Here is a 20,729-nt window from a genome sequence, read left to right as displayed (position 1 = left end):
GAGGTTAATTGTATGCTACATGAACTTGGTAAACACATTCGTACACTTCGTACTCAAAAAGGCATTGGACTAAACACCTTTGCAAAGCAACTTGGCGTATCACCAGCCTATTTAAGTAACCTTGAAACTGGAAAGACGGATACCATTCAACTTTCATTACTACAAAAACTGCAAGATGAACTTCAACTCATTACAATGGATAACTTCTCATTAATACAAGATGAGACAAAATATAGAATCACCCGTGCAAGCACTTTACTACATAACTTGATCCAGCAAGATGAAGCATTCGGATATTACTTATTAGAAACTTTAGAAAGAGGAATTAATTTATCTCAAGCATCACCTACTCCACATAGCAATGATCAAGATTATTATTTACAGAACTAAAGAAGCTATTCACAATAAAAAATAATTATTTATGTCAGTGAATAATTTGACAAAAAAAGAAGAGCATATCTCTTAAGAAAAGAGAATGCTCTTTTTACTTTTCCTCTTCTTGACAATTTACTGCCGCTTCAACTATCGACTTTAACACTGGGTTTCTCTTTTCCCATTCTTGTTGAAACCACTCTTTTTGTTCTTCTTTTTCCATTGATGCAAGTGGCGAATGAATAATGACTTTTGTATTACCAAACTGAAATTCTTTCATCATATCCCCCCTTGCACTATATGTATGCAAAACAAGGAAAAAGACGAACTATCATTTTCATAAGACAAGCTACCCATACATATTCATAACAATAATACTAGACAAGCTGGTAGGTGAAACAAATGTATCGTCCACAAGAACTCGATGTCTTTATCTATTTACGTAAAAGCCGAAAAGACCTAGAAGAAGAAAAAAAGGCAATGGAACACGGACAACATTACGATACGCTTGAGCGTCATCGAACTCAGTTATTAGAACTCGCTCATAAGGAGCATCACAATATTATCGATATTTTTGAAGAAGTTGTTTCGGGTGAATATATATCTGAAAGGCCAATGATGCAAAAGCTTCTTCGTGAAGTGGAAACTGGCATTGCTGATGCAGTATTGGTGATGGATTTAGACCGCCTTGGTCGTGGTGATATGGTAGACCAAGGAACCATTTATCGTGTGTTTCGCTATTCAGAAACATTCATTATTACACCAACAGAAGTCATTAACCCCAATGATGAAAATCAAGAGTTAACCTTCAGTATAAAATCTTTGATTGCTCGAGAAGAGTTGAAAACAATTGTTAAGCGTATGCAGCGTGGTAGAAGGGCTTCTGCAAAAGAAGGAAAATCCATCTCTCGTGTTCCTCCTTATGGGTACTTACGAGATGATAATTTAAAACTTTATCCTGATTCTGAAAGAAGCTGGGTGATACCTAAAATTTTTGAATACATGGCTGATGGAATGGGAAGACAGGCAATTGCACAAAAACTAGATAGACTAGGAATTTCTCCACCTGAAGGTGAGTATTGGAATCCTTCAACTATCTCATCTATTATCAAAAATGAAGTATATCTTGGTCACATTATTTGGGGAAAAATACGTTATATTAAACAAAATGGAAAATATATTCGTAAAAAGGTATCAAAAGAAAGATGGCAACGACACAATCATGCTCACCCTTCGCTTGTATCGGAAGAACTATTTCAAAAAGCCAACATGGCACATAGTAAACGCTGGAGACCACCAACAACCAAAACAAAAAAACTTTCTAATCCATTGGCAGGCATCTTATTATGTGAACTATGCGGTCATTCCATGCTTTATCAACCACGGAAAGATCGTCCCAATCCTCAAGTGCGTTGTGTACAACCATCTTGTAAAGGAATTCAAAAAGGGGCATCCTTAATACTTGTTGAACAGCGCATACTTGATGGATTAAAACAAATTATTGAAAGCTTTGAGATACAGGAGAATATGGTACAAAAAAAGAAACCCCAAAATAACATTTTGCTACAACGAAAAGCTTTAGAGAACAAATCGCAACAAATTAACGATTTACAAAAGCAAAAAAATAACCTCCATGATTTGTTGGAGAAGGGTATATACAATATTGAAACTTTTTTAGAACGACAGAAATCCATTGTAATACGTTTAAAAACTACACAACAAGAAATAGAACAACTTGAGTACGAAATTAAGCGTGTATTAGAAAAAGAAAAACATATATATGAATTTGTTCCCAAAATTAAAAACGTATTAGAAGCATACTATACGACTGAAGATATAGAAAAGAAAAATCGCCTTCTTAAATCAGTTCTTGAAAAGGCAACGTATTTAAGAAAGAAAAGTTGGCAAAGAAAAGATGAATTTGTAGTTGAATTATACACTAGAATATAAATATTGAAACCCAAAATCTGAGCTATCTATTTCTTGAAAAATAAGTAATCATAGCTTAGGTTTTGATTCTTTATGTTCCAAAAGTCCCTACTTGTTAGTAACATTCCTACATACTCTTGCTTTTCTATAAGCACAAGTATGATATTTAAACAAACTCTTTTCACGTATCTTTACTGTTTTTCCATCAGTAACAAAACCTAAATAATCAAGTTTACTTCTTTCTCCATTTTCTCCCTTTATCAATCCATTCTCATATAATCTATTCACTTTATTTATCCTACTGGTGATTTAATTGAGCCAGTAATCATTGTAATAAGTGTAGATTTTCTGACACTAGACGGTCTTGTATCGACAATTATAATGTTTTACCCTTTATTTAGAATCTACTTTATGCTTCTGGACACAGATGCTCCTTCTACCCTTAAAAGGCATGAGCCTGATACAATAATCCAGCCCATGCCTAAGAAGTTTCTTTATGAAATAACCTGTCTCACTAACTTTATGGGGTTACTTCACACTGGCGGCTTCCATTTTAAAATCGAGCAGTAAGCGAGGGCACCTTCTTATGCCCCAAGTCTTCGGCTTGAGGGCAGCTACCGTGTCTCCCCCTGGAAACAGGACATATTATATACTACCTGTTTAAATCTTGTTCCTCGGATGTTTTAGACATCTAACCCTGGACCAATGTGGGAACTGAACATAAACGTTCCAGGTCCATCTCCTGGCTGCTGAAACGCTAGATGATAAGGTACCCATTTGTTTGCATGCTCATCAAAGGCCAGACACTGACGGCTGTGCCATGGAAAAACCGGAGAAATGCGTCTAAGTGGACCTCCCGCGTTTGGGCGAGCCTCCACCCAGCAGAGGAAGTTTTGTTGAATTAGGAGCATATTTCCATAATCCGTAGAAAGAACTCCACTCCCAAGGTTAATCACCCGATCCTTGCCATTATACTGAGGACCTGGAGCATCGTAAAACGCTACTTCTGCGACGTTGCCGACTGGTTCCGCAGATTGTAGTCCTGGATCCGGGGCATCCTCGACAAGTTTATTACTAATTTTCGACAACTGCCAACTATTGACTCCATTGGAAAAGAATCTCTCTCGAGCCATTTCCGCTGTTACCTGATGAACCTCAAAGTCTTTCCACTTACCTCGCGCTGACTGGCGTAGGCGAAAAATAATCTCTGTTGCGTTCACGAACGATGGTTTCCACGAATTTGGGTTGACACCCAGTTCTGCGTTGTGAAACCTGCTTGTACCCTGTATCCGCATCTCCACAAACGACGTCATTGGCAACGAATCGATGGGGGGCAGTGTGGCTGATGCTAGCAACGGATTAAACAGAGCACGAAGTCTAGCGTTATTTGCTTCCCATGTTTTTGCGAGAGAACTCAAGGAGGAAACTGGTGAATTCATCATAGACGTATTTAATATCCGATGAATTGAACCAAGCGGAGTTATAGGAGTAACCCGGCTATCTCCGCTCATGATTGTTCATCTCCGTCCTTTTTGCAGCATGGAAATATTTTTTCATACAATTTTGCAGCCTCGGTGTCTTTAGTGTTAACAATCTTTTGTGCCAATTGTTCACGAAGCAATTTTGCTTGAGCCAATTCGTTTGTCAACTTCTTTTCTCGTACAGTTTCATCTTGTAGTCCGTGAGAATAAGCATCAAGTGCATCTCCCTGACCAAGCAACGCTTCAACAATAACCCCATCCGTTCTCATCACGTTTTCTTTTGCGGACAAAATAATACCAGATACTGTCTTACCTTTATATGTGGACTTCAAATCTTTTTTCACACGATAATAGTGCTTTTCACTTTCCGGATAATTTTTTTGCTCAATTATTGAATGAAGATTATCTTGATAATCAAAAATGTTTGTTAGTTCGTCTATGATTATTTGCCGTACTTTTTTCCGTTCTGTTTCCTTAACCACTTCTTCTAGTAAATCATCGAGTTGAGTGAGTGGGTATTCACGACGTGATTCGGCGAATCCATTAAAAAATGCGACACGAACATCTACTAAGTGAAGTAAGGTTATAAACTCCTGGTTCATCTGTCTAAAAACAAAATTTAGCGTACGGCTGACATTAATGTTTTCCAACTGACGTTCAATCGTGGTTTCTTCACCTGTAGTTACTTTTGATTCATAACTCGTGTTAATTTGTACATCACGTTTAGCCGACGCTTTAGAAGAATGCTTTTGTGTGGCATTTGAAACGTTCTTTGTAAATTCCTCTCTGGAAGAATTAGAGCCCCCTTTAACACCTCCCGACACTTTTGCGCTTCCCCACCCCCAGGCAGCGTTTGCTTCCGCTTCTACATGATACTCAAAATTCTCGCTAGAATTTCTCTTATCTGATTGTTCAGACTGAACAGCATCCTCGAAAGATTTGGCACTTTCTTCTGTAAAAGAATCGAGAATACTCGATGCACGTTTCTCTTCTGTTTCAGTTTTTCGATACGTTTTGATCGTCATTTTTGTTCGTTCACCTGGAAGTAGCGAGAACGTTTTGATTGTTCGTCCAGCTCCATAATCTCCTGCGAAAGAAGTTAGTCTATAGATTTCGACGAGCATTAGGCGTGGATCCGCTTGTTTCGGTGGGGTTATAAAATTATACTCATATGTACCATACATATTTTTATAGATGTTCAATCGTTCCCCGTTTTTAATACGAGTCGAAACAACTGGAGGGTCGATTTTAGCCAAAATATTTCTTAACTGCAATTTATCTCCAATTGAAACTAATGAGGTAGATGCTGTCTTGGAAAGAGTTTCTGGACTGTATTCCGTTGCGTGTATTGCTAAAGAGTTCGTCGCAATTTTCACATTTGGAAAATATTTTGATGGAAAATATCCAGATTGTAAGGCATTGGATACCGCTTGTTGGATTTCATCGCCATCTTCAAGAACATTGTCTCTTGCTGGCGGTTCGGTAATGTTAGGTCCCGGAATAAATATGTCCCCATCTAATTCGATATTTATGCAATTTTTACCAGTATAAGAAGTCGGTTCGGGGACGTTATAGTTCAGAATAGACGCTTTTCCGTTGGTTTCAAATTGGACTATTGGTTCTGGCATAGTTTACCTCCTAATATAATAATTGTTTTAATACATTAGAATTTTTTGTGAAAAGAAATGAATTTATTCATATCGATTATTATCTATTTCCAAACGACTATCCTCTAAAAAGGCCATTAATAGGTATAGCACCACATAGCTATCAAGTTAAAATAATTTTGTATCCATATAACGAAAAAATGCTATTCCTGGGGGGAGTTAATATTCTTAAGTTGTTAGGCATGAGGTATCGCCACACATCCATCAACTTAAGCATTCATAATTACTCCAAAGTGAAAATTACACATTACTTGTTTCTATCATTGCAATTATTTATTATCGAGCACTCAGTTCAACATATAATCAATTAAAATGCTAAACATCTTCTTACATAAAACGAAAAAGAGTCTTAAATTAATAGGACTCTTTTTTTACTTTTCTCGAATGAATTTAAACAACTTTATTAGTCTTTAAACGGTTATACTATAAATGAAACAAATTTATTGTCACTAAACAACAACATCTACAATAACAAACGAATTAAAGCAACATTAAAAGGATTATCCCCTGTACAATACAGAGTTTAATCCTTATTAGTTGTTTAAAATATGTGTCTAACTTTTTGAGTTCAGTTCACACTGGACATGGGGTATGAAATTCACCATTATCACAGATGCGTACGTCTCACAAAATAGGTCTGTTTAAACGGGAAAGAATTTTCTTATTTTACTTCTAGGGAAGGAAAGCGGCGATACCTTCTGCAACGAGAGAGTGATATGACCTTTGAAATTCAATTTCTTCTCCGTGGTCATTAATTATCGTAAAAGTAGGTAGGTCCATGAAACCAGTGTAATGCTTACCTACAGTAAGAGTATTCGCTATTGATGTCTTATCTGCATTTGGGTCTGATATATCCCACCATGTCCCACTAAATACAAATTTTCCATCCACCATACCATTATATCTATATCCAAGCATTCCAACTGCTCTCCTAAGTTCTTCATAAGCCATGACCCGAGCTTTTAATGCAATAAGCTTATCTTCCAGAAACTCATCAGTACCTACACTAATTACTTGAGTTGGCTCATCCCAATGAACTGTTGCTCCTACTTTAGAAAATAGAGTAATTGGAACATATACAACTGGTTGTTGTACACTATTAGGGTGGTAATTCAATGCTATATATGGGGGTTTATTTATATTTTCACCATTTATATAAATAGGAATGGATGTGGTATAGACTTTATGATGATTAGCTCTCGAGTAATCATAGTTTATCGATTGATTGTAGCAATAATTGTAGGGTAAAAAATACATTTTACAAATACCTCCTTTTTCGAAAACTCCATATAATTTATTCAAAGGTTTAATCCTTGTTAAAGTCCAAACTAAAAATGTAATTTAAATGGGTTAATTTTTTAATTAAAATATAGGTTCCAACAACAAAGGGAAACCAATTTTTTCATTATTTAACAAAAATTTAAGTAAAAAGTGTATGACACCTCCTGATCCAACCATGAGATCCGCACTAGCGGCGTTAGGATCTTCCACTAGCCAGTTTGCAGTACCATATTCTGTTTCATGACGAAGGTTGATAAGAGTATGTGCAATTTGTTGCGCTCTTCTGAACCATTCCTTGTCACCAAGTACTCGAAAAGCTTCTAGATATATTTCGCCAAGACCACTAAGACCGTGGCATTGACTAAGATTATGATGGTAAAGATCGGATGGAAGAACGTGCAAAGCCTTGGATGCCATTTGAGAGTATAAAGAATTTCCGGTCTGTTCAAATAATCTCAGAAACATGAGGGCGATTCCTGGAGAACCGTGACACCACCATATCCATCGGTCTTCGTTTTTATCACTGTATTTCCATTCAAGAGTCTTTCCGTCGTCTTCAGAAATCGACTGAATAATGAGCCAATTCACTCCCGCTTTCCATGCCCTATTCGCTTCATTATTTTCAAAACGGCGAGAATATTCGGCCAAAAAATAAACCATACCGGCAACCCCGTGAGCAAAACCTGTCAGTGTTTCACCACTCATTCCTTCAACACCGGGTGGCATTTCCCAAGAACCGTCATCTTTTTGACTTTTAATCAGAAAATCGGCACATCGATGTGAAAAATCAAGCAATTGACGATCATTCAGACGATCTGCACAATAAAGTATAGATATACCTTGGCCTGCTGCTCCGTGTGTGACGTCAGGCCAATCAAGTTTGCCATTCAGGGCTTTTAACAGGAAATGATTAATTTCACTATTCCTTTCAATTAAACCGCCGGAAATCGCTTCAACAAGAGCTACAGCCACACCGGCCTCACCAAAATGCAATCCGGGTGAAGACTCCCCAGAATCACTTGTAAGAAGCCATTGAATAGCTTTTTGTACTCTTTCCTTTATTTCTTTCGTTTTATAACCATATCGAGCCATCCGTCCCAGTAGATATACTACTCCTGCTATACCTCTATTCGCATCACGAAACATCTCAAATGGCTCTGATGTTGGACTTATTTTATTATCTTTTTTATAAGGAGGAGACAACCATAGCCCTGAATCCTTATTGATAACTACATCATGGAGTAAACCCTGTTGACCTTTTAATATAATATTATTCAAATCTTTTTGATCGACAGATTTATTATAGGAAATCATCGATATAGGGCTATTTGTTGTTTGTAACTTGCTATTTAATATTGAAATGTAGCTTTCTAAGATTAATTTTATGTTTTTTAAATTAGGACGAATTAATGGATCATCATGAAGGCAATTTGTTATCATTTCAATAACATTATCAGGTACACTTTTCAACAATTCATTTAAACGATTTTTTAGATCGTTTTTATTCACAAATAAAACATGGTTTGGATCAAGTCCAGTAAAGAGTAACACCATTACACAACCCAAAGCGTATATATCGTCAGCAAATGTGGGTGTTTTTTTTTCATTTTGATCCGGTGACATAAAGCCAGGAGTTCCGAGACAGAATGCTGGAGATTCATCATCTATGGCATGAGTTAGTTCAAGATCAATTAAATACACTTGTTCATCTTTTCCAATCCAAATATTAGATCCTGTAAGGTCGCGATGAATGTAACCTTTATCATGCAGCTGATTAATGGCCTTTATGATTTTGCGTAGGTAAGTCAATAATTGAAGTTGCTTATCAACATTCATACTATCCCACGACCCATTTTTATAGAAATTCAATATTAACGTTTTCAAATTTTCCCCTTCAATATATTCAAGCGGGAGATAACCGTAATCATTTACCTCGAAATAGGGATCAACATTTGGTATAGGCACTGCACCAGATAAAATTCGATGAAGGGATTCTTGATGTTGTAAACGTGTTCGGACATCGCGTCCATATTGATCACTTACACAATATGGACGTCCTTGTTTGATGATTTTAAGACATACCTCATCCTGATTACGTAAATCAAGGCATAAAAAGACGGAACCTTTTGAGTCGGCCTTTATCACTTCAAGAACCAAATATCCTGGTCCCAAGAGTTCACTTGAATCATAAGATTCAATCTGGAGTGGGGAAGTACCCGATCTGGACAAAATTTCCTGAAACGGGTTTGGAATATCAGCAGGAGATTTAAAAGGTACATCGTACGAATCAATGCGTAAGGTTCCATCTGGTGCATAAATCGATTGGAAAGTCTGCCCAAGACGGTCACGGGTTATAATTGGATTGATCCCCCCGTATCTTGTATAGACAATATCCCCAAGCCTTAGATCTGTAGGAATAATAGGTCCATGGAAACCTGATGTAATTTTGACTAAACCTTCCGCAAGTTGTTTGGCTTCAGAATCATTATGAGGATAAATCGTCATAAATTTCCCAACCTGTTTTGACCCGAATGCTCCTTCATTTAATAAACCTAGAAATTTTTCGTTCTGCGCAATTTTAAAATTCACCTTGGAATCACGAAGAAATGGAATGACTAACTGAAGTAATGACATTGCTTCTGTTTCGATAGTTGATAAGTGGAGTTTCCATCCCTGCACTTGATTCGTATAACCTATGCTCGCCCAGGGATAGCGTAAATTAGGCTTAAGATTGAAATTCTCTAGAATAGACAAGTAACTTTTATGCATCGGTTTAACTCCTTTCATCATTAGCTGTAATGTAGAACTTCTTATCTGTGCACAAGCAATTGGTTTAGCTGAATAAATAAAATTATTAGACGTATATTATGCTTTCATCGGTTTAGAGGTTAACGTAGATTTAGATTAAAGATTTTAATTTTTTAGAAATCCAAATGGGGAAATAAAAAAACCGATCCTTAAAGATCGGTAAAAAATAGGATTATCCTTTGAATTTCTTTATTCTGGGTTAACTATTTTTGTAATTTGACAAGAAGGCCAGTCACAGCATAAGTAGTAAGTAGGAATTCGATTGATTGAAGGGCTATCTTGTATTTGTTCGGGCTTCAATTTTACAATAGAATCCTTAGTTTCCTGGTTAAGAAAATCCGCATTTTGAAGTGTTTTCTTAGGTTGAGAAACTAACTTTTTATAAAATAGTTTATCTTTTGTTGCATGGCTAACAAGTTGCATTATTTCTTCTCTAGACATTTTGGTCATCTCCTTAATATTTTTTTATTCATTATTCACGTTATGTTATGCGAATTTAAAATCAGATGATTAGGTTAAAAGTGTATTTTTAATGAGATGGCAACAAAGAAAATTTTTCTGTTGGTGTATGTTCAGTTATTTAGCTTAAAATATTTTAGTTATTGTCAGGCTAAACACCTTGTATTTTTGAAAAGAGCTAGATTAATTAACACTATAACTTTAATACAAAGGTAAATAGAAAGAGAATGTTTTGAAAAAAGATTGAAGAGGAAATGAGAAGATTCAACGTATAGGAGAACAACGCCTTAATGATGGGAAACAGCAATAGCATTGGTTAAATAAAACACTTGTTGTAAAGGGTAATATGAGGACCGTTTCTTCTAAGGGATAAACCGTTTTTCTATTGTAAAGGATAGTGAAATTAGTACTTGGGGTACCGTCCACATTTTAACGAAAATATACGTTAAGCAAATTTCGACATAAAAAACCAATTTTTCTACACTTGAAAAAAATCAGGATTTTGTTTTAAGTTTGGTGAAATCATAAAATGTATTATGAAATTATTTAATGCCGTATGAATTATAAAGGTTTTCATATCATAAAATGATATAGTACGTCATCGGCAAAAGGGGTACCCTATGTTAATGTAAATGAATACAAATATTTTTTTATGAAGAGAGGCCAACATGTTGAGGAGAATATTATTAGTTGCTACAAATGCGGATAATATGAATGGACATCCTACTGGATTATGGCTTGAAGAGTTAGCCACTCCATATATTTTATTTATACTATCTAGGTTCGATGTTGATATTGTATCTATAAATGGAGGGAAAGTACCCATCGATAAATGGTCTATTCCAAATGGTGTACCTAGTATATTTGAACATATTATACCATTGTTACAGGATACCCAGCCAATATCAATTGTTAATTTTTTCAATTATGATGCAGTACTATTTTGTGGTGGACACGGAGCTATAGTAGATTTTCCAAATAATCCATATGTAGCAAATTTAATTCTTAATATGTATAGGAATAAACGTATTGTTGCAGCTGTTTGCCATGGAGTAGGTGCTTTAGTAAATGTGCAAAATGAGAATGGTTCATTCTTTAGTACTGGTAAACAGATAACAGGGTATACAAATCATGAAGAAAAGGCAGTGCATCTTGTAAACAGGGTACCCTTCTTGTTAGAAAGTAGATTAAGAGATGAAGGTGCTTTATTTTATAAAGCACCTATTTTTACACCACATGTAGTAGTTGATGAAAATTTAATTACAGGACAAAATCCCCAATCTAGCTTAAAGATAGCAGAAACCATTAAACAGTGTTTATAAATGTTATTTTTCATTTTGAACGAAACAACGAAAAATCTTGCCAACTATCAAGAGAGCAGGATTTTTTTCATTATCGAGACGGAGAACTTACTTTTACAAGTTGTTTACCTACATTTTTACCTGTAAACAAATTGAAAAAAGCATTTGGCACGTTTTCAAAGCCTTGTGTAATCGTTTCTTCATATTTAATTTTACCTTGAGATAACCACTCAGCAATGTCACGTCTCCCCTCATCAAAACGTTCGCTGTATTCACCAACAATGAATCCTTTTATTAGTGAACGTGTTTTTAATAATTGTGGTTGAATACGTGGTCCAATATCTTCATTTTCTGCTGTATTATAAGCTGAAATTGCACCGCATAATGGTATGCGAGCAAAATCATTTAGTAAACTGATTACTGCATCGGAAACTTTACCACCTACATTATCGAAATAAACATCTACACCATCAGGACATGCTTCTGCAAGGACTTTTTGTAAATCGTCTGTTGCTTTGTAATTAATTCCTTTATCAAATCCAAGGTCATTTTCTAAATGTGCAATTTTTTCATCTGAACCTGCAATACCAACGACCCTTGCACCTTTAATTTTTGCAATTTGACCTACGATAGACCCAACAGCTCCTGCAGCACCAGAGACAACAACTGTTTCTCCTCTTTTCGGTTGACCGATATCAAGTAATCCAAAATAAGCGGTTAATCCTGTCATACCTAATACACTTAAATAAGCTGACAGTGGCACATTTGTATTTTCTATCTTACGAATAGATAAAGCGTCTACCGTATTATAAAGTTGCCACGGTAACGACCCTTGCACTTTATCTCCAGCTTTTAATTTCTCAGAACGAGATTTAATGACTTCTCCAATGATGCCTCCTGAAATAGGGTGATTAACTTCATAAGGTGCCACATAAGATTTTCCAGCATTCATTCGCCCTCTCATGTAAGGGTCTACGGACAAATAAAGGGTTTTTACGAGTACCTGTCCTTCTTTTAGTTCATCAATAGAAATGTTACGAAATTCAAATGTATCTTCTGTAGGTACACCCTCTGGACGTTTTGCTAAAACAATTTGTTGATTTTGAATCGTCATTTTTGTTCTCTCCCTTTGTACAATTTATTGTTTTTAAAACTTTATATAATGAAGAAAATATACCTTATTTATTTTGAAGAGCATTCACTAATTCTTCTCCAAAGCTTTGAGATGCAAATGGATCACGCCCTGTTAAGAGTTGTTTATTTCCCCATATCACTTTTTCATTTGCACTATATTGTGCAATTCTACTCATTTCATCCTCTAAGCTATATGGTAAAAGGCTTACAATAGCCGCTGGTTCTTCACTGTTTGGGAACCCTGTTACTTTCAAACCAGCTATAATGCTTTCTCCATTAGGGAGTTTTGTCCAAACCAATGGAGATGGTCCATGACATACAGCAGAAACGATATTTCCGTTCAGGTAGATTGTTCGTAATATATGATGTAAATCATCATTTTTAGCAAGGTCAAACATAGCACCATGTCCACCAACAATAAAAACTGCGTCATACTCATTCGGATTAATATCTGAAAGTTTTGATGTTTTATCAGCTTTTCCGGATTCATATAATTCTTTATACGTACCATTTGGATCATAGTCTTTACTAATACTAGTTTTATCAATTGTAGGTTTTCCACCTAGGGGTGAAGCTAAATCTATACGATGACCTGCCTCCTCTAAAAGAAGCATAGGTGCAAATAATTCCTCAGCCCACCATCCTGTTTCATAATTGTTTTTCTCGTCTTTATATCCACTTGATAATACCGCTAAGACCTTTGCCATTGTTATCCCTCCTAACATTTGTATCGAGAGATAGTATGTCCCATTATTACAGTTTTATATTGAACCAATTATGGCTTGTGAGATAACAAAAAGTATATAACACAAAATAAACAAAGTAAACTTATTAGGTGCATTTAGTTTAAAAACTTTATTTTGTTTATAATTGTCACTTAATTTGTTATACTACTCTTTATGGATAAAAGAGGAGGCTCCTTTTAATGAGAAAAGTAGCGTGTACAAATACTTACATTAACAAAATAAAACCGATTATAAGAAAAACAAGCTTTAGCCAACTAAAGATAGATGAAATTGCAAAATATATGGATATTAGTAAAGCTACTCTTTATAAACGTTTTTCATCTAAAGATGAGATCATTCAAGCAGTTGTAGAAGATTATATAAATTATCTTCTTGAAGGGGACTTGGATAACCAAGATGAAGGGATTTCTTATGCGGAACGTTTTCAGAAAACGTTTATTCATTCTTTAAAATGTGTAACATATATCTCTGATGTGTTTTTACAGGATTTAAAGGAATCTTATCCGCATTTATGGGATCAATTGGTTGTCGCGCAACAAAATCGTAATCATAATTTACAAGTATTTTTTGAATCGGGTATGCAGCAAGGGGTTTTTAACCAGATTAATGCGCAGTTATTTATGGTTCAAGATGAGGTTGTTTTAAGAAGGATTATGGATCAATCATTTTGTATTCAGTATGATATTACGTTAAAACAAGCATTAATTGATTTTTATAATTTGAAAAAGTATCAGTTATTTAAACCACAATATTTAGATACAGCTAATGATTCTATTATTGCAAAAGAAATTATTGCTATTTTACAAATGATTTCATAAAAAAGCAGATTTTCCTTTTATATAGGAAAATCTGCTTTTGATGTTTCTGTTGTATAAATAAGCAATTATGCGTTTTTTTGTAATTGTTTTAATACTAATTCTGCAACAGGGCCGCCTGAAGCTGGATTTTGACCAGTTATAAGACGATTATCTTCAATAGCATAAGCTTCCCAAGGTTGTTCAGCTTTTTGATAAATAGCACCTTTTTTAAGCAACTCATCTTCTGTTAAGAATGGAACAAATTGATCTAACTCCACCAGTCTCTCTTCTTCATTTGAAAAACCTGTCACTTTCTTTCCATTAATGAGGTATTCACCATTAGATAATTTAATATTCAACAGTCCAACCGCACCGTGGCAAACAGAAGAAACAATTCCGCCATTTTCATAAATGTTTTGACTAATATTTTGAAGTTCTTCGTTTTCAGGGAAATCCCAAATTACTCCATGCCCACCTGCATAATAAATTACAGCATAATCATCTGGATTTACTTCGCTAGGTTTAAGTGTAGAACCTAGACGATTCATGAATTCTTTTTTCTGATACCATTCCCAATCAATATTTTCAGCCATTGCCAAGCTATGTGGATCAATAGGTGTATATCCACCTTGTGGACTAACATAATCTACTTCATATCCCGCTTCTTCTACTTTCTTAACAAAATGCACTGCTTCTCCAAGCCATAAACCAGTAGCTCGACTTAGGTTTGGGTATTTTTCCACACTTGTTAACACAACTAACATTTTTTTCTTCATGATAATCCTCCTATAATTGAAAGCCTTGGGCTTCATGTTTTTATATAAAGTTCTCTCTTACCAAATATTTTTAATCATTTCATAAGTTAAAGATTATTTTCTTGTTTTTCATATTTAGCTTATCGTTTGTTTCTTGTATCCGTTAGTTGCAACTTTGAATAATCATTATTTTTCCTCCCTTAGGCTAGATTCGGAATTAGTGTATAATAAAACGTAAACAAAGTAAACTTAAAAGCCTATTCGAGTTCACTTTGTTTATTTATATGCTTGACAGAATGAAAAATTAGCAATAAGATAGTTCCATGACTATCAAACAATTTAATCCAGATGAAAAACGTGTGAAAATTTTTAAAGCTTTAGCGGAAGTAAAACGAATTGAAATTCTTCGTTATCTGTATCATGATAACAAGAAACATACATGTGGAGAGATAGAAGAATCACTCGGCATGAATAAGTCAAATCGTTCCTATCATCTTAAGATTTTGTTGGAGGCTGACTTAATTCATGTCGCACGTCATGGTCAATTTAAATTCATTACGATAAAGGAGGATACTTTTAGTGAATTCCTACCAGGTTTTTTGGCAACACTATGAGTGCCAAAAAACCTAATTTTTCATTATCAGTTTGAAAGTTTTAAAACTATTAGAATAAGAGGTGTGAGTTATGGGGACAAAAAAAGGTAAGCATTCAAAATGGTTGCTTTTTACGTTGTGTTTTATTGTTTTGTTAGGTCCTATGAATGCTGTATTATTTAATGTGGCTCTGGAGGATATTTCTAAAGATTTATCGATTAGTCCTTCAAAAGTAAGTTGGATTGTAGTCGGTTATTCCTTGGTTGTTGGAATCGGTTCCATGATTTATGGAAAACTAGCCGATCGTTTTAGTGTGAAAAAACTGTTAATCATTTCAATTATTTTGTTTATACTGGGTTCAATCGTTGGTTTTAGCAATCAATCCTATGGAATCGTCATTTTTGCAAGGCTATTACAAGCAAGTGGAGGAGCTTCCTTCATTGCACTTGGTATGATTGCGGTAGCGAAACTGTATGCGCCTGATGAAAAGCCGGGAGCATTGGCTATGATTAGTTCTTCAATTGCATTAGCTGTTGGTATGGGACCTTTAGTTGGTGGTGCCATTACGAATACACTTGGTTGGTCCTATCTATTCTTATTCATGGTAATTTCAATTGTTGGTATGGTCTTACTTATGAAATTTATGCCAAAAGAAGAAATGCATCATACAGATGAACCATTCCATTTTGATTTTCTTGGTGCTGTGCTATTATTTGCATTAATTGCTACTGTTTTATTAGGAGTAAGCATTAATAGTGGGCTCTTTGTTCTTTCAGTCGTTTTCTTATTTTTATTTAAGGTTCGAATGACAAAAGCTAAATATCCATTTATTGATATTGAATTATTTAAAAACACACCATTTCTTCGTTTAATCACGATTGGTTTCATTATGAACGTTGCATTATGCGCAAATCTGTTGCTTCTTCCGTTGTTATTAGCAAGAAAACATGGATTATCACCTTTTGTAATAGGTATTGTAATATTTGTTGCGTCTTTATTTGGAATTTTATCTAGTTTTCTGACAGGGAAAATTGTACCAACATTCGGAAATATAAAAATGATTTATGTAGCATCTATTGTAATGATTATTGGTTTCTTAGTTTTAGGGATCATTCCAAGTGCGAATCTAATTGTTATTTTGATCGCGATTATTTTAACGTTTATGAGCTACTCTGCAATTCAAGTATCTCTGAATACTTTTATACCTAAAATATTAAATCCAGCCAAAATTGGGGTTGGTCTTGGGTTATATAATTTAACTAATTTTGTAGGTATGGCATTTGGTCCAGCGGTTGCAAGTAAGATAATGGAATCAACAAATAGTTTTAGTTTAAACTTTATTTTAATTGCTATCTCAATTTCTGCTCATTTCTTGTTACTATTTAAGATGTCTTCTTTGCAAAAAAAGACGGCATGAATTTATTCTGTTACAAATCTTATAAAAAGCATAAAAAAGTCTCAAAAACCTCCGTTTTTGAGACTTTTTATGTGTTCTATTCGATATTGAAAGAATGCTATATTTCCAGTCTCAAAACTTGTCTTAAAATCAAAATCTCATTATTTCTTTATCTTATGAGTTATGAGACAATACAAAAGAATATGGGGGTGATAATTTGTTAATTGGCTACGCTCGTGTATCCACACATGATCAAAATTTGGACTTACAGAAAGATGCTCTTATACAAGCTGGGTGCAAACGGATTTTTACTGATGTAGTAAGTGGATCTACCTCATCTCGCTCTGGATTAGATGAAGCTCTTGATTACGTACGCGAGGGTGATACATTAGTAGTTTGGAAATTAGATCGCTTAGGTCGTTCCCTCAAGCACCTTATTGAAACCATCAATATATTAAATGAAGAAGGAATTGCCTTTCGAAGTCTTCAAGAAAATATGGATACTTCTACAAGTGGAGGGAAACTCATTTTCCATGTATTCGGAGCATTAGCTGAATTTGAACGAGAAATGATTCAAGAACGTACACAAGCTGGATTGTCAGCCGCTCGTGCACGTGGTCGTCTGGGTGGGAGACCTAAAGTGATGGATACAACCCAGGTTTCTATGGCTAAATCTTTAATGAAGGATCCAAATTATTCTACTGAAGATATATGTAAAACCTTAGGTGTTTCAAGAGCTACATTGTATCGATATCTGCAGAAGGCGAAATAACAAATACAAAGGGGATGACTTCTAATGTATGTGAGAGTAAGAGAACTTCTTACAGCAGAAGAACGAAAGCAATATATGCAAATCCCCTCTGATATAAGCGAATGGATATTAAGTACATACTTTTCTTTCAGTCAGCATGATATCAAAATCATTAATCGCCATCGGAGGGACTATAATCGTCTAGGTTTTGCTATTCAATTAAGTGTTTTACGATATTCAGGATGGCCCTTATCTGATGTAGGAGATATTCCGAATGTCGTTTTAGAATTTGTAGCTACACAAATTGGTGTAAATACAGAAGATTGGGGACTCTATGCTCAACGAGACGCTACACGATATGAACATATAGAAGAGATCCGAAAAGAATACGGTTTTCGTAACTTTACAATTGCTGACTATCGAAAGTTATCTAAATTTCTTCAACCACATGCATTAAATAATGGAAATACAACATATCTCATTGAAACAGCATTGCAAGAACTCCGTACTTGGAAGATTATACTTCCTTCGATGGCAATTATAGAACGAGCAATATGGGAAACACGTAAACGAGCAGAGAAAAGCATATTTAAGATGCTAACATCATCTCTAACCTTTTCACAAAAGGAAAAACTAAGTGGGTTGCTCCATTTCATGCCTAACTCTTCAAAAACTTATTTAGCTTGGTTAAAAGAAGTACCTGGTCAATTTTCACCAGAATCTTTTTTAAAGGTTATTGAGCGCTTAAAATACATAAAAGGACTACAGTTAAACATTAATACAAAAGGGATACATCCTAATCGACTACGACAACTATCTCGAATGGGAGCACGCTATGAAGCTTTCTCATTTCGAAGATTTAAAGAGATAAAAAAGTATGCCATATTGGTGGCTTATCTATTCGATTTAACTCAGGATTTAATTGATCAAGCTTTTGAGATTCATGATAAACAAATGATGAATCTTCAATTAAAGGGAAGAAAGCAGCAAGAGGAGATCCATAAAAAAAACGGAAAAGCGCTAAATGAAAAAATTCTTCATTATGCAGACCTAGGAACTGCATTAATTAAAGCTAAAGAAGAAAATGTGAATCCTTTTGTGGTATTAGAAACAGTCATGCCCTGGGATAAATTTGTAGCTTCTGTAGAGGAAGCTAAACAACTGTCTCGACCTATAAATTATGATTATCTTGATTTATTAGAAAGCCGATACAATTACCTACGAAAATATACTCCTACATTACTTAGAGCCTTAGAATTTCAGTCTACAAATTATGCTAAGTCTGTATTAAACGCTTTAGACGTCATCCGTGAACTAAATACTCAGGAAAACGTAAAGTATCACAAGGAGCCCCATTAGCTTTTGTTTCAAACAGATGGCAAAAACATATATACGACGAAGATGGAAACATTAATCGACATTTCTATGAATTAGCTGCATTTACCGAACTACGGAATTATGTACGTTCTGGAGATATTTCTATTGTGGGAAGCCGGCAGCATAAAGATTTTGATGAATACTTAATACCATCTCAAGATTGGATTGATAGTAAAGAAATAGGGACACGCTTAGCAGTTGCTACACATGCCGATGAGTATATAGCGGAACGAACACAAACTCTATTAAAGCGAATTGAAACATTCTCTAACAATGTTCACTCATTAGATGGAGTTGATATTAACAAGGGAAACCTACACCTCCAGCGTTTGGAAAAGGATACTCCAGAGGAAGCCAAACAACTAAGTGCCAAACTCTATCACATGTTACCTCGGGTTAAGCTTACAGACCTACTTCTAGAAGTAGCGAACTGGACAGGCTTCGAGCAACAATTTATTCATGCATCCACAAACAAACCACCTAAAGGGGAAGAAATCATTATTTCTCTTGCTTCACTTATGGCTATGGGAACAAATATTGGACTTACGAAAATGGCAGAGGCTACACCAGATATCTCTTATCATCAGTTAGCTAATGCAAGTCAGTGGCGTATGTACGATGATGCATTAAATCGTGCACAAGCAATATTGGTTAATTTTCAACATCAGCTACCCTTGGCTTCTTACTGGGGTGACGGTACTACTTCATCATCGGATGGAATGCGTGTTCAAATTGGGGTATCTTCTTTGAGTGCTAGCTCGAATCCACACTATGGATCTGGCAAAGGAGCGACTATATATAGATTCGTAAGTGATCAATTTTCTTCCTTTTACACAAAAGTTATTAACACGAATGCAAGAGATGCTATACATGTGATTGATGGGCTACTTCATCATGAATCTGATTTAATGATTGAAGAGCATTATACGGATACAGCCGGCTATACCGATCAAGTATTTGGCTTAACTCACCTGTTAGGATTCCGTTTTGCACCTCGATTAAGGGACCTATCGAGTTCTAAATTATATACAATTGGTTCACCTAAAGATTTTTCAAATATAGAAGGTCTTATACGGGGACAAGTGAACATGAAATTGATCTATGAAAATTATGATGACGTTTTACGTATAGCCCATTCAATTCGAGAAGGAAAAGTGTCCGGTGCACTAATTATGGGCAAGTTAGGTTCTTATACCCGCCAGAATAAGGTAGCAAAGGCATTAAGGGAAATGGGTAGAATTGAAAAGACTATCTTTATTTTAGATTATCTTTCAGATAAGACGTTACGTAGAAAAGTTCAACGAGGATTAAACAAAGGGGAAGCAACGAATTCATTAGCAAGAGCAATATTTTTTGGGAAACACGGAGAATTCCGTGAACGTGCTCTCCAAGACCAATTACAACGAGCAAGTGTATTAAGTATTCTCATTAATGCCATCATTATATGGAACACCGTATATTTAAGTAAGGCTGTAGAGATGTTAAGAAGTACGCATGGGTTTAACGAAGAATTATTAAAACATATCTCACCACTAGGATGGGAGCATATCAACTTTTTAGGTGAGTACCGATTTAATAAGAAAGATACTACAACGTTAGAATCTCTTCGTCCTTTACAACAAGTCTAAAAATAAGAGCCGGATTTTTCTTAGAGTAGAAAATCCGGCTCATTTTATGTCGAAATTTGCTTAACGTATATTTTCGTTAAAATGTGGGCGGGACCCCTACTTAAACTAAAACAGCTAATTGAAGCTAATCAGTTATTCCATTATAGGGTACTTTAATTGAATAAGAATTACAAAAATGATTAAACTTTATTTTAAAGCAACATCAATTCGGCTCACCATTTTGTTTTTCAAGGGTTGGATTATAGTTCGCAACC

The 20,729-nt window shown here is 35.2% G+C and carries 17 protein-coding genes and 1 pseudogene; 9 read left to right on the top strand and 9 right to left on the bottom strand.

From position 1 onward, the window contains the following. The first annotated feature begins 12 nt into the window (after positions 1-12). Positions 13-390, top strand: a complete 378-nt coding sequence (locus AZF08_RS08710; RefSeq protein WP_033675745.1) for a helix-turn-helix domain-containing protein — start codon at positions 13-15, stop codon at positions 388-390. A 94-nt stretch (positions 391-484) separates the two neighbouring features. Here the strand turns inward: AZF08_RS08710 and AZF08_RS30715 are convergent, their stop codons facing one another. Next, positions 485-652 (bottom strand): hypothetical protein, encoded by a 168-nt coding sequence (locus tag AZF08_RS30715; protein WP_167332923.1) that lies wholly within the window; start codon positions 650-652, stop codon positions 485-487. Between the two features lie 122 nt (positions 653-774). Between AZF08_RS30715 and AZF08_RS08705 the strand changes: the two genes are divergently transcribed. Next, positions 775-2,322, top strand: a complete 1,548-nt coding sequence (locus tag AZF08_RS08705) for a recombinase family protein (RefSeq protein ID WP_033675746.1) — start codon at positions 775-777, stop codon at positions 2,320-2,322. A gap of 662 nt (positions 2,323-2,984) precedes the next feature. Here AZF08_RS08705 and AZF08_RS08695 read toward each other — a convergent pair. Next, positions 2,985-3,812, bottom strand: coding sequence for a hypothetical protein (locus AZF08_RS08695; RefSeq protein ID WP_033675749.1), 828 nt, complete (start codon positions 3,810-3,812; stop codon positions 2,985-2,987). Continuing rightward, complete coding sequence (locus AZF08_RS08690) at positions 3,809-5,410, bottom strand: hypothetical protein (RefSeq protein ID WP_033675750.1); 1,602 nt, start codon at positions 5,408-5,410, stop codon at positions 3,809-3,811. The genes AZF08_RS08695 and AZF08_RS08690 overlap by 4 nt, the downstream gene beginning before the upstream one ends. Before the next feature lie 482 nt (positions 5,411-5,892). Here AZF08_RS08690 and AZF08_RS28505 point away from each other — a divergent pair, with 482 nt between their 5' ends. Beyond that, positions 5,893-5,976 (top strand): IS3 family transposase, encoded by an 84-nt coding sequence (locus tag AZF08_RS28505; protein ID WP_407639469.1) that lies wholly within the window; start codon positions 5,893-5,895, stop codon positions 5,974-5,976. Positions 5,977-6,121: 145 nt separating this feature from the next. Here the strand turns inward: AZF08_RS28505 and AZF08_RS08685 are convergent, their stop codons facing one another. The 3 genes from AZF08_RS08685 to AZF08_RS08675 all read right to left on the bottom strand — a co-directional run bounded on the left by AZF08_RS08685 (position 6,122) and on the right by AZF08_RS08675 (position 9,979). Continuing rightward, positions 6,122-6,751 (bottom strand): hypothetical protein, encoded by a 630-nt coding sequence (locus AZF08_RS08685; protein WP_153019501.1) that lies wholly within the window; start codon positions 6,749-6,751, stop codon positions 6,122-6,124. A 60-nt stretch (positions 6,752-6,811) separates the two neighbouring features. Continuing rightward, positions 6,812-9,499 (bottom strand): lanthionine synthetase LanC family protein, encoded by a 2,688-nt coding sequence (locus AZF08_RS08680; RefSeq protein WP_051725818.1) that lies wholly within the window; start codon positions 9,497-9,499, stop codon positions 6,812-6,814. Between the two features lie 228 nt (positions 9,500-9,727). After that, positions 9,728-9,979 (bottom strand): hypothetical protein, encoded by a 252-nt coding sequence (locus AZF08_RS08675; RefSeq protein WP_033675753.1) that lies wholly within the window; start codon positions 9,977-9,979, stop codon positions 9,728-9,730. A gap of 686 nt (positions 9,980-10,665) precedes the next feature. Between AZF08_RS08675 and AZF08_RS08670 the strand changes: the two genes are divergently transcribed. Then, positions 10,666-11,319, top strand: coding sequence for a type 1 glutamine amidotransferase domain-containing protein (locus tag AZF08_RS08670; RefSeq protein ID WP_033675756.1), 654 nt, complete (start codon positions 10,666-10,668; stop codon positions 11,317-11,319). A 70-nt stretch (positions 11,320-11,389) separates the two neighbouring features. On the opposite strand, the gene AZF08_RS08665 is transcribed toward AZF08_RS08670, so the two are convergent. Then, the gene (locus tag AZF08_RS08665) at positions 11,390-12,412 is read right to left on the bottom strand and encodes an NADP-dependent oxidoreductase (RefSeq protein ID WP_033675757.1); all 1,023 of its coding nucleotides are present in this window, start codon (positions 12,410-12,412) and stop codon (positions 11,390-11,392) included. 64 nt (positions 12,413-12,476) lie between these two features. After that, a complete protein-coding gene (locus tag AZF08_RS08660) occupies positions 12,477-13,139 on the bottom strand; it encodes a type 1 glutamine amidotransferase domain-containing protein (RefSeq protein WP_033675759.1) in 663 nt (220 codons plus the stop codon). Between the two features lie 218 nt (positions 13,140-13,357). Between AZF08_RS08660 and AZF08_RS08655 the strand changes: the two genes are divergently transcribed. Then, positions 13,358-13,996, top strand: coding sequence for a TetR/AcrR family transcriptional regulator (locus tag AZF08_RS08655; protein WP_033675761.1), 639 nt, complete (start codon positions 13,358-13,360; stop codon positions 13,994-13,996). 65 nt (positions 13,997-14,061) lie between these two features. On the opposite strand, the gene AZF08_RS08650 is transcribed toward AZF08_RS08655, so the two are convergent. After that, positions 14,062-14,751, bottom strand: coding sequence for a type 1 glutamine amidotransferase domain-containing protein (locus AZF08_RS08650; protein WP_033675763.1), 690 nt, complete (start codon positions 14,749-14,751; stop codon positions 14,062-14,064). Between the two features lie 302 nt (positions 14,752-15,053). Here AZF08_RS08650 and AZF08_RS08645 point away from each other — a divergent pair, with 302 nt between their 5' ends. The 4 genes and pseudogenes from AZF08_RS08645 (at position 15,054) to AZF08_RS08630 (ending at position 20,475) form a co-directional block, all read left to right on the top strand. Further along, positions 15,054-15,344: an ArsR/SmtB family transcription factor gene (locus AZF08_RS08645; protein WP_033675765.1), complete on the top strand. Its 291-nt coding sequence runs from the start codon at positions 15,054-15,056 to the stop codon at positions 15,342-15,344. 70 nt (positions 15,345-15,414) lie between these two features. Then, positions 15,415-16,740, top strand: a complete 1,326-nt coding sequence (locus AZF08_RS08640) for an MFS transporter (RefSeq protein ID WP_033675767.1) — start codon at positions 15,415-15,417, stop codon at positions 16,738-16,740. Positions 16,741-16,936: 196 nt separating this feature from the next. Further along, entirely contained in the window at positions 16,937-17,491 is a 555-nt protein-coding gene (locus AZF08_RS08635; protein ID WP_033675769.1) for a recombinase family protein, read from the top strand. 24 nt (positions 17,492-17,515) lie between these two features. Then, positions 17,516-20,475: pseudogene (locus AZF08_RS08630) on the top strand (Tn3 family transposase). The last annotated feature ends 254 nt before the right edge of the window (positions 20,476-20,729 follow it).

The organism is Bacillus gaemokensis, assembly GCF_001590835.1.
Taxonomy (GTDB): domain Bacteria; phylum Bacillota; class Bacilli; order Bacillales; family Bacillaceae_G; genus Bacillus_A; species Bacillus_A gaemokensis.
Note: the sequence above shows the minus strand (reverse complement) of the source record. Positions and strands in the feature narration are given on the sequence as shown.

Coding starts and splice junctions, on each gene's coding strand:
- AZF08_RS08710 (WP_033675745.1), top strand. CDS start 13: ATGCTACATGAACTTGGTAAACACATTCGTACACTTCGTACTCAAAAA.
- AZF08_RS30715 (WP_167332923.1), bottom strand. CDS start 652: ATGAAAGAATTTCAGTTTGGTAATACAAAAGTCATTATTCATTCGCCA.
- AZF08_RS08705 (WP_033675746.1), top strand. CDS start 775: ATGTATCGTCCACAAGAACTCGATGTCTTTATCTATTTACGTAAAAGC.
- AZF08_RS08695 (WP_033675749.1), bottom strand. CDS start 3,812: ATGAGCGGAGATAGCCGGGTTACTCCTATAACTCCGCTTGGTTCAATT.
- AZF08_RS08690 (WP_033675750.1), bottom strand. CDS start 5,410: ATGCCAGAACCAATAGTCCAATTTGAAACCAACGGAAAAGCGTCTATT.
- AZF08_RS08680 (WP_051725818.1), bottom strand. CDS start 9,499: ATGCATAAAAGTTACTTGTCTATTCTAGAGAATTTCAATCTTAAGCCT.
- AZF08_RS08675 (WP_033675753.1), bottom strand. CDS start 9,979: ATGTCTAGAGAAGAAATAATGCAACTTGTTAGCCATGCAACAAAAGAT.
- AZF08_RS08670 (WP_033675756.1), top strand. CDS start 10,666: ATGTTGAGGAGAATATTATTAGTTGCTACAAATGCGGATAATATGAAT.
- AZF08_RS08665 (WP_033675757.1), bottom strand. CDS start 12,412: ATGACGATTCAAAATCAACAAATTGTTTTAGCAAAACGTCCAGAGGGT.
- AZF08_RS08660 (WP_033675759.1), bottom strand. CDS start 13,139: ATGGCAAAGGTCTTAGCGGTATTATCAAGTGGATATAAAGACGAGAAA.
- AZF08_RS08655 (WP_033675761.1), top strand. CDS start 13,358: ATGAGAAAAGTAGCGTGTACAAATACTTACATTAACAAAATAAAACCG.
- AZF08_RS08650 (WP_033675763.1), bottom strand. CDS start 14,751: ATGAAGAAAAAAATGTTAGTTGTGTTAACAAGTGTGGAAAAATACCCA.
- AZF08_RS08645 (WP_033675765.1), top strand. CDS start 15,054: ATGACTATCAAACAATTTAATCCAGATGAAAAACGTGTGAAAATTTTT.
- AZF08_RS08640 (WP_033675767.1), top strand. CDS start 15,415: ATGGGGACAAAAAAAGGTAAGCATTCAAAATGGTTGCTTTTTACGTTG.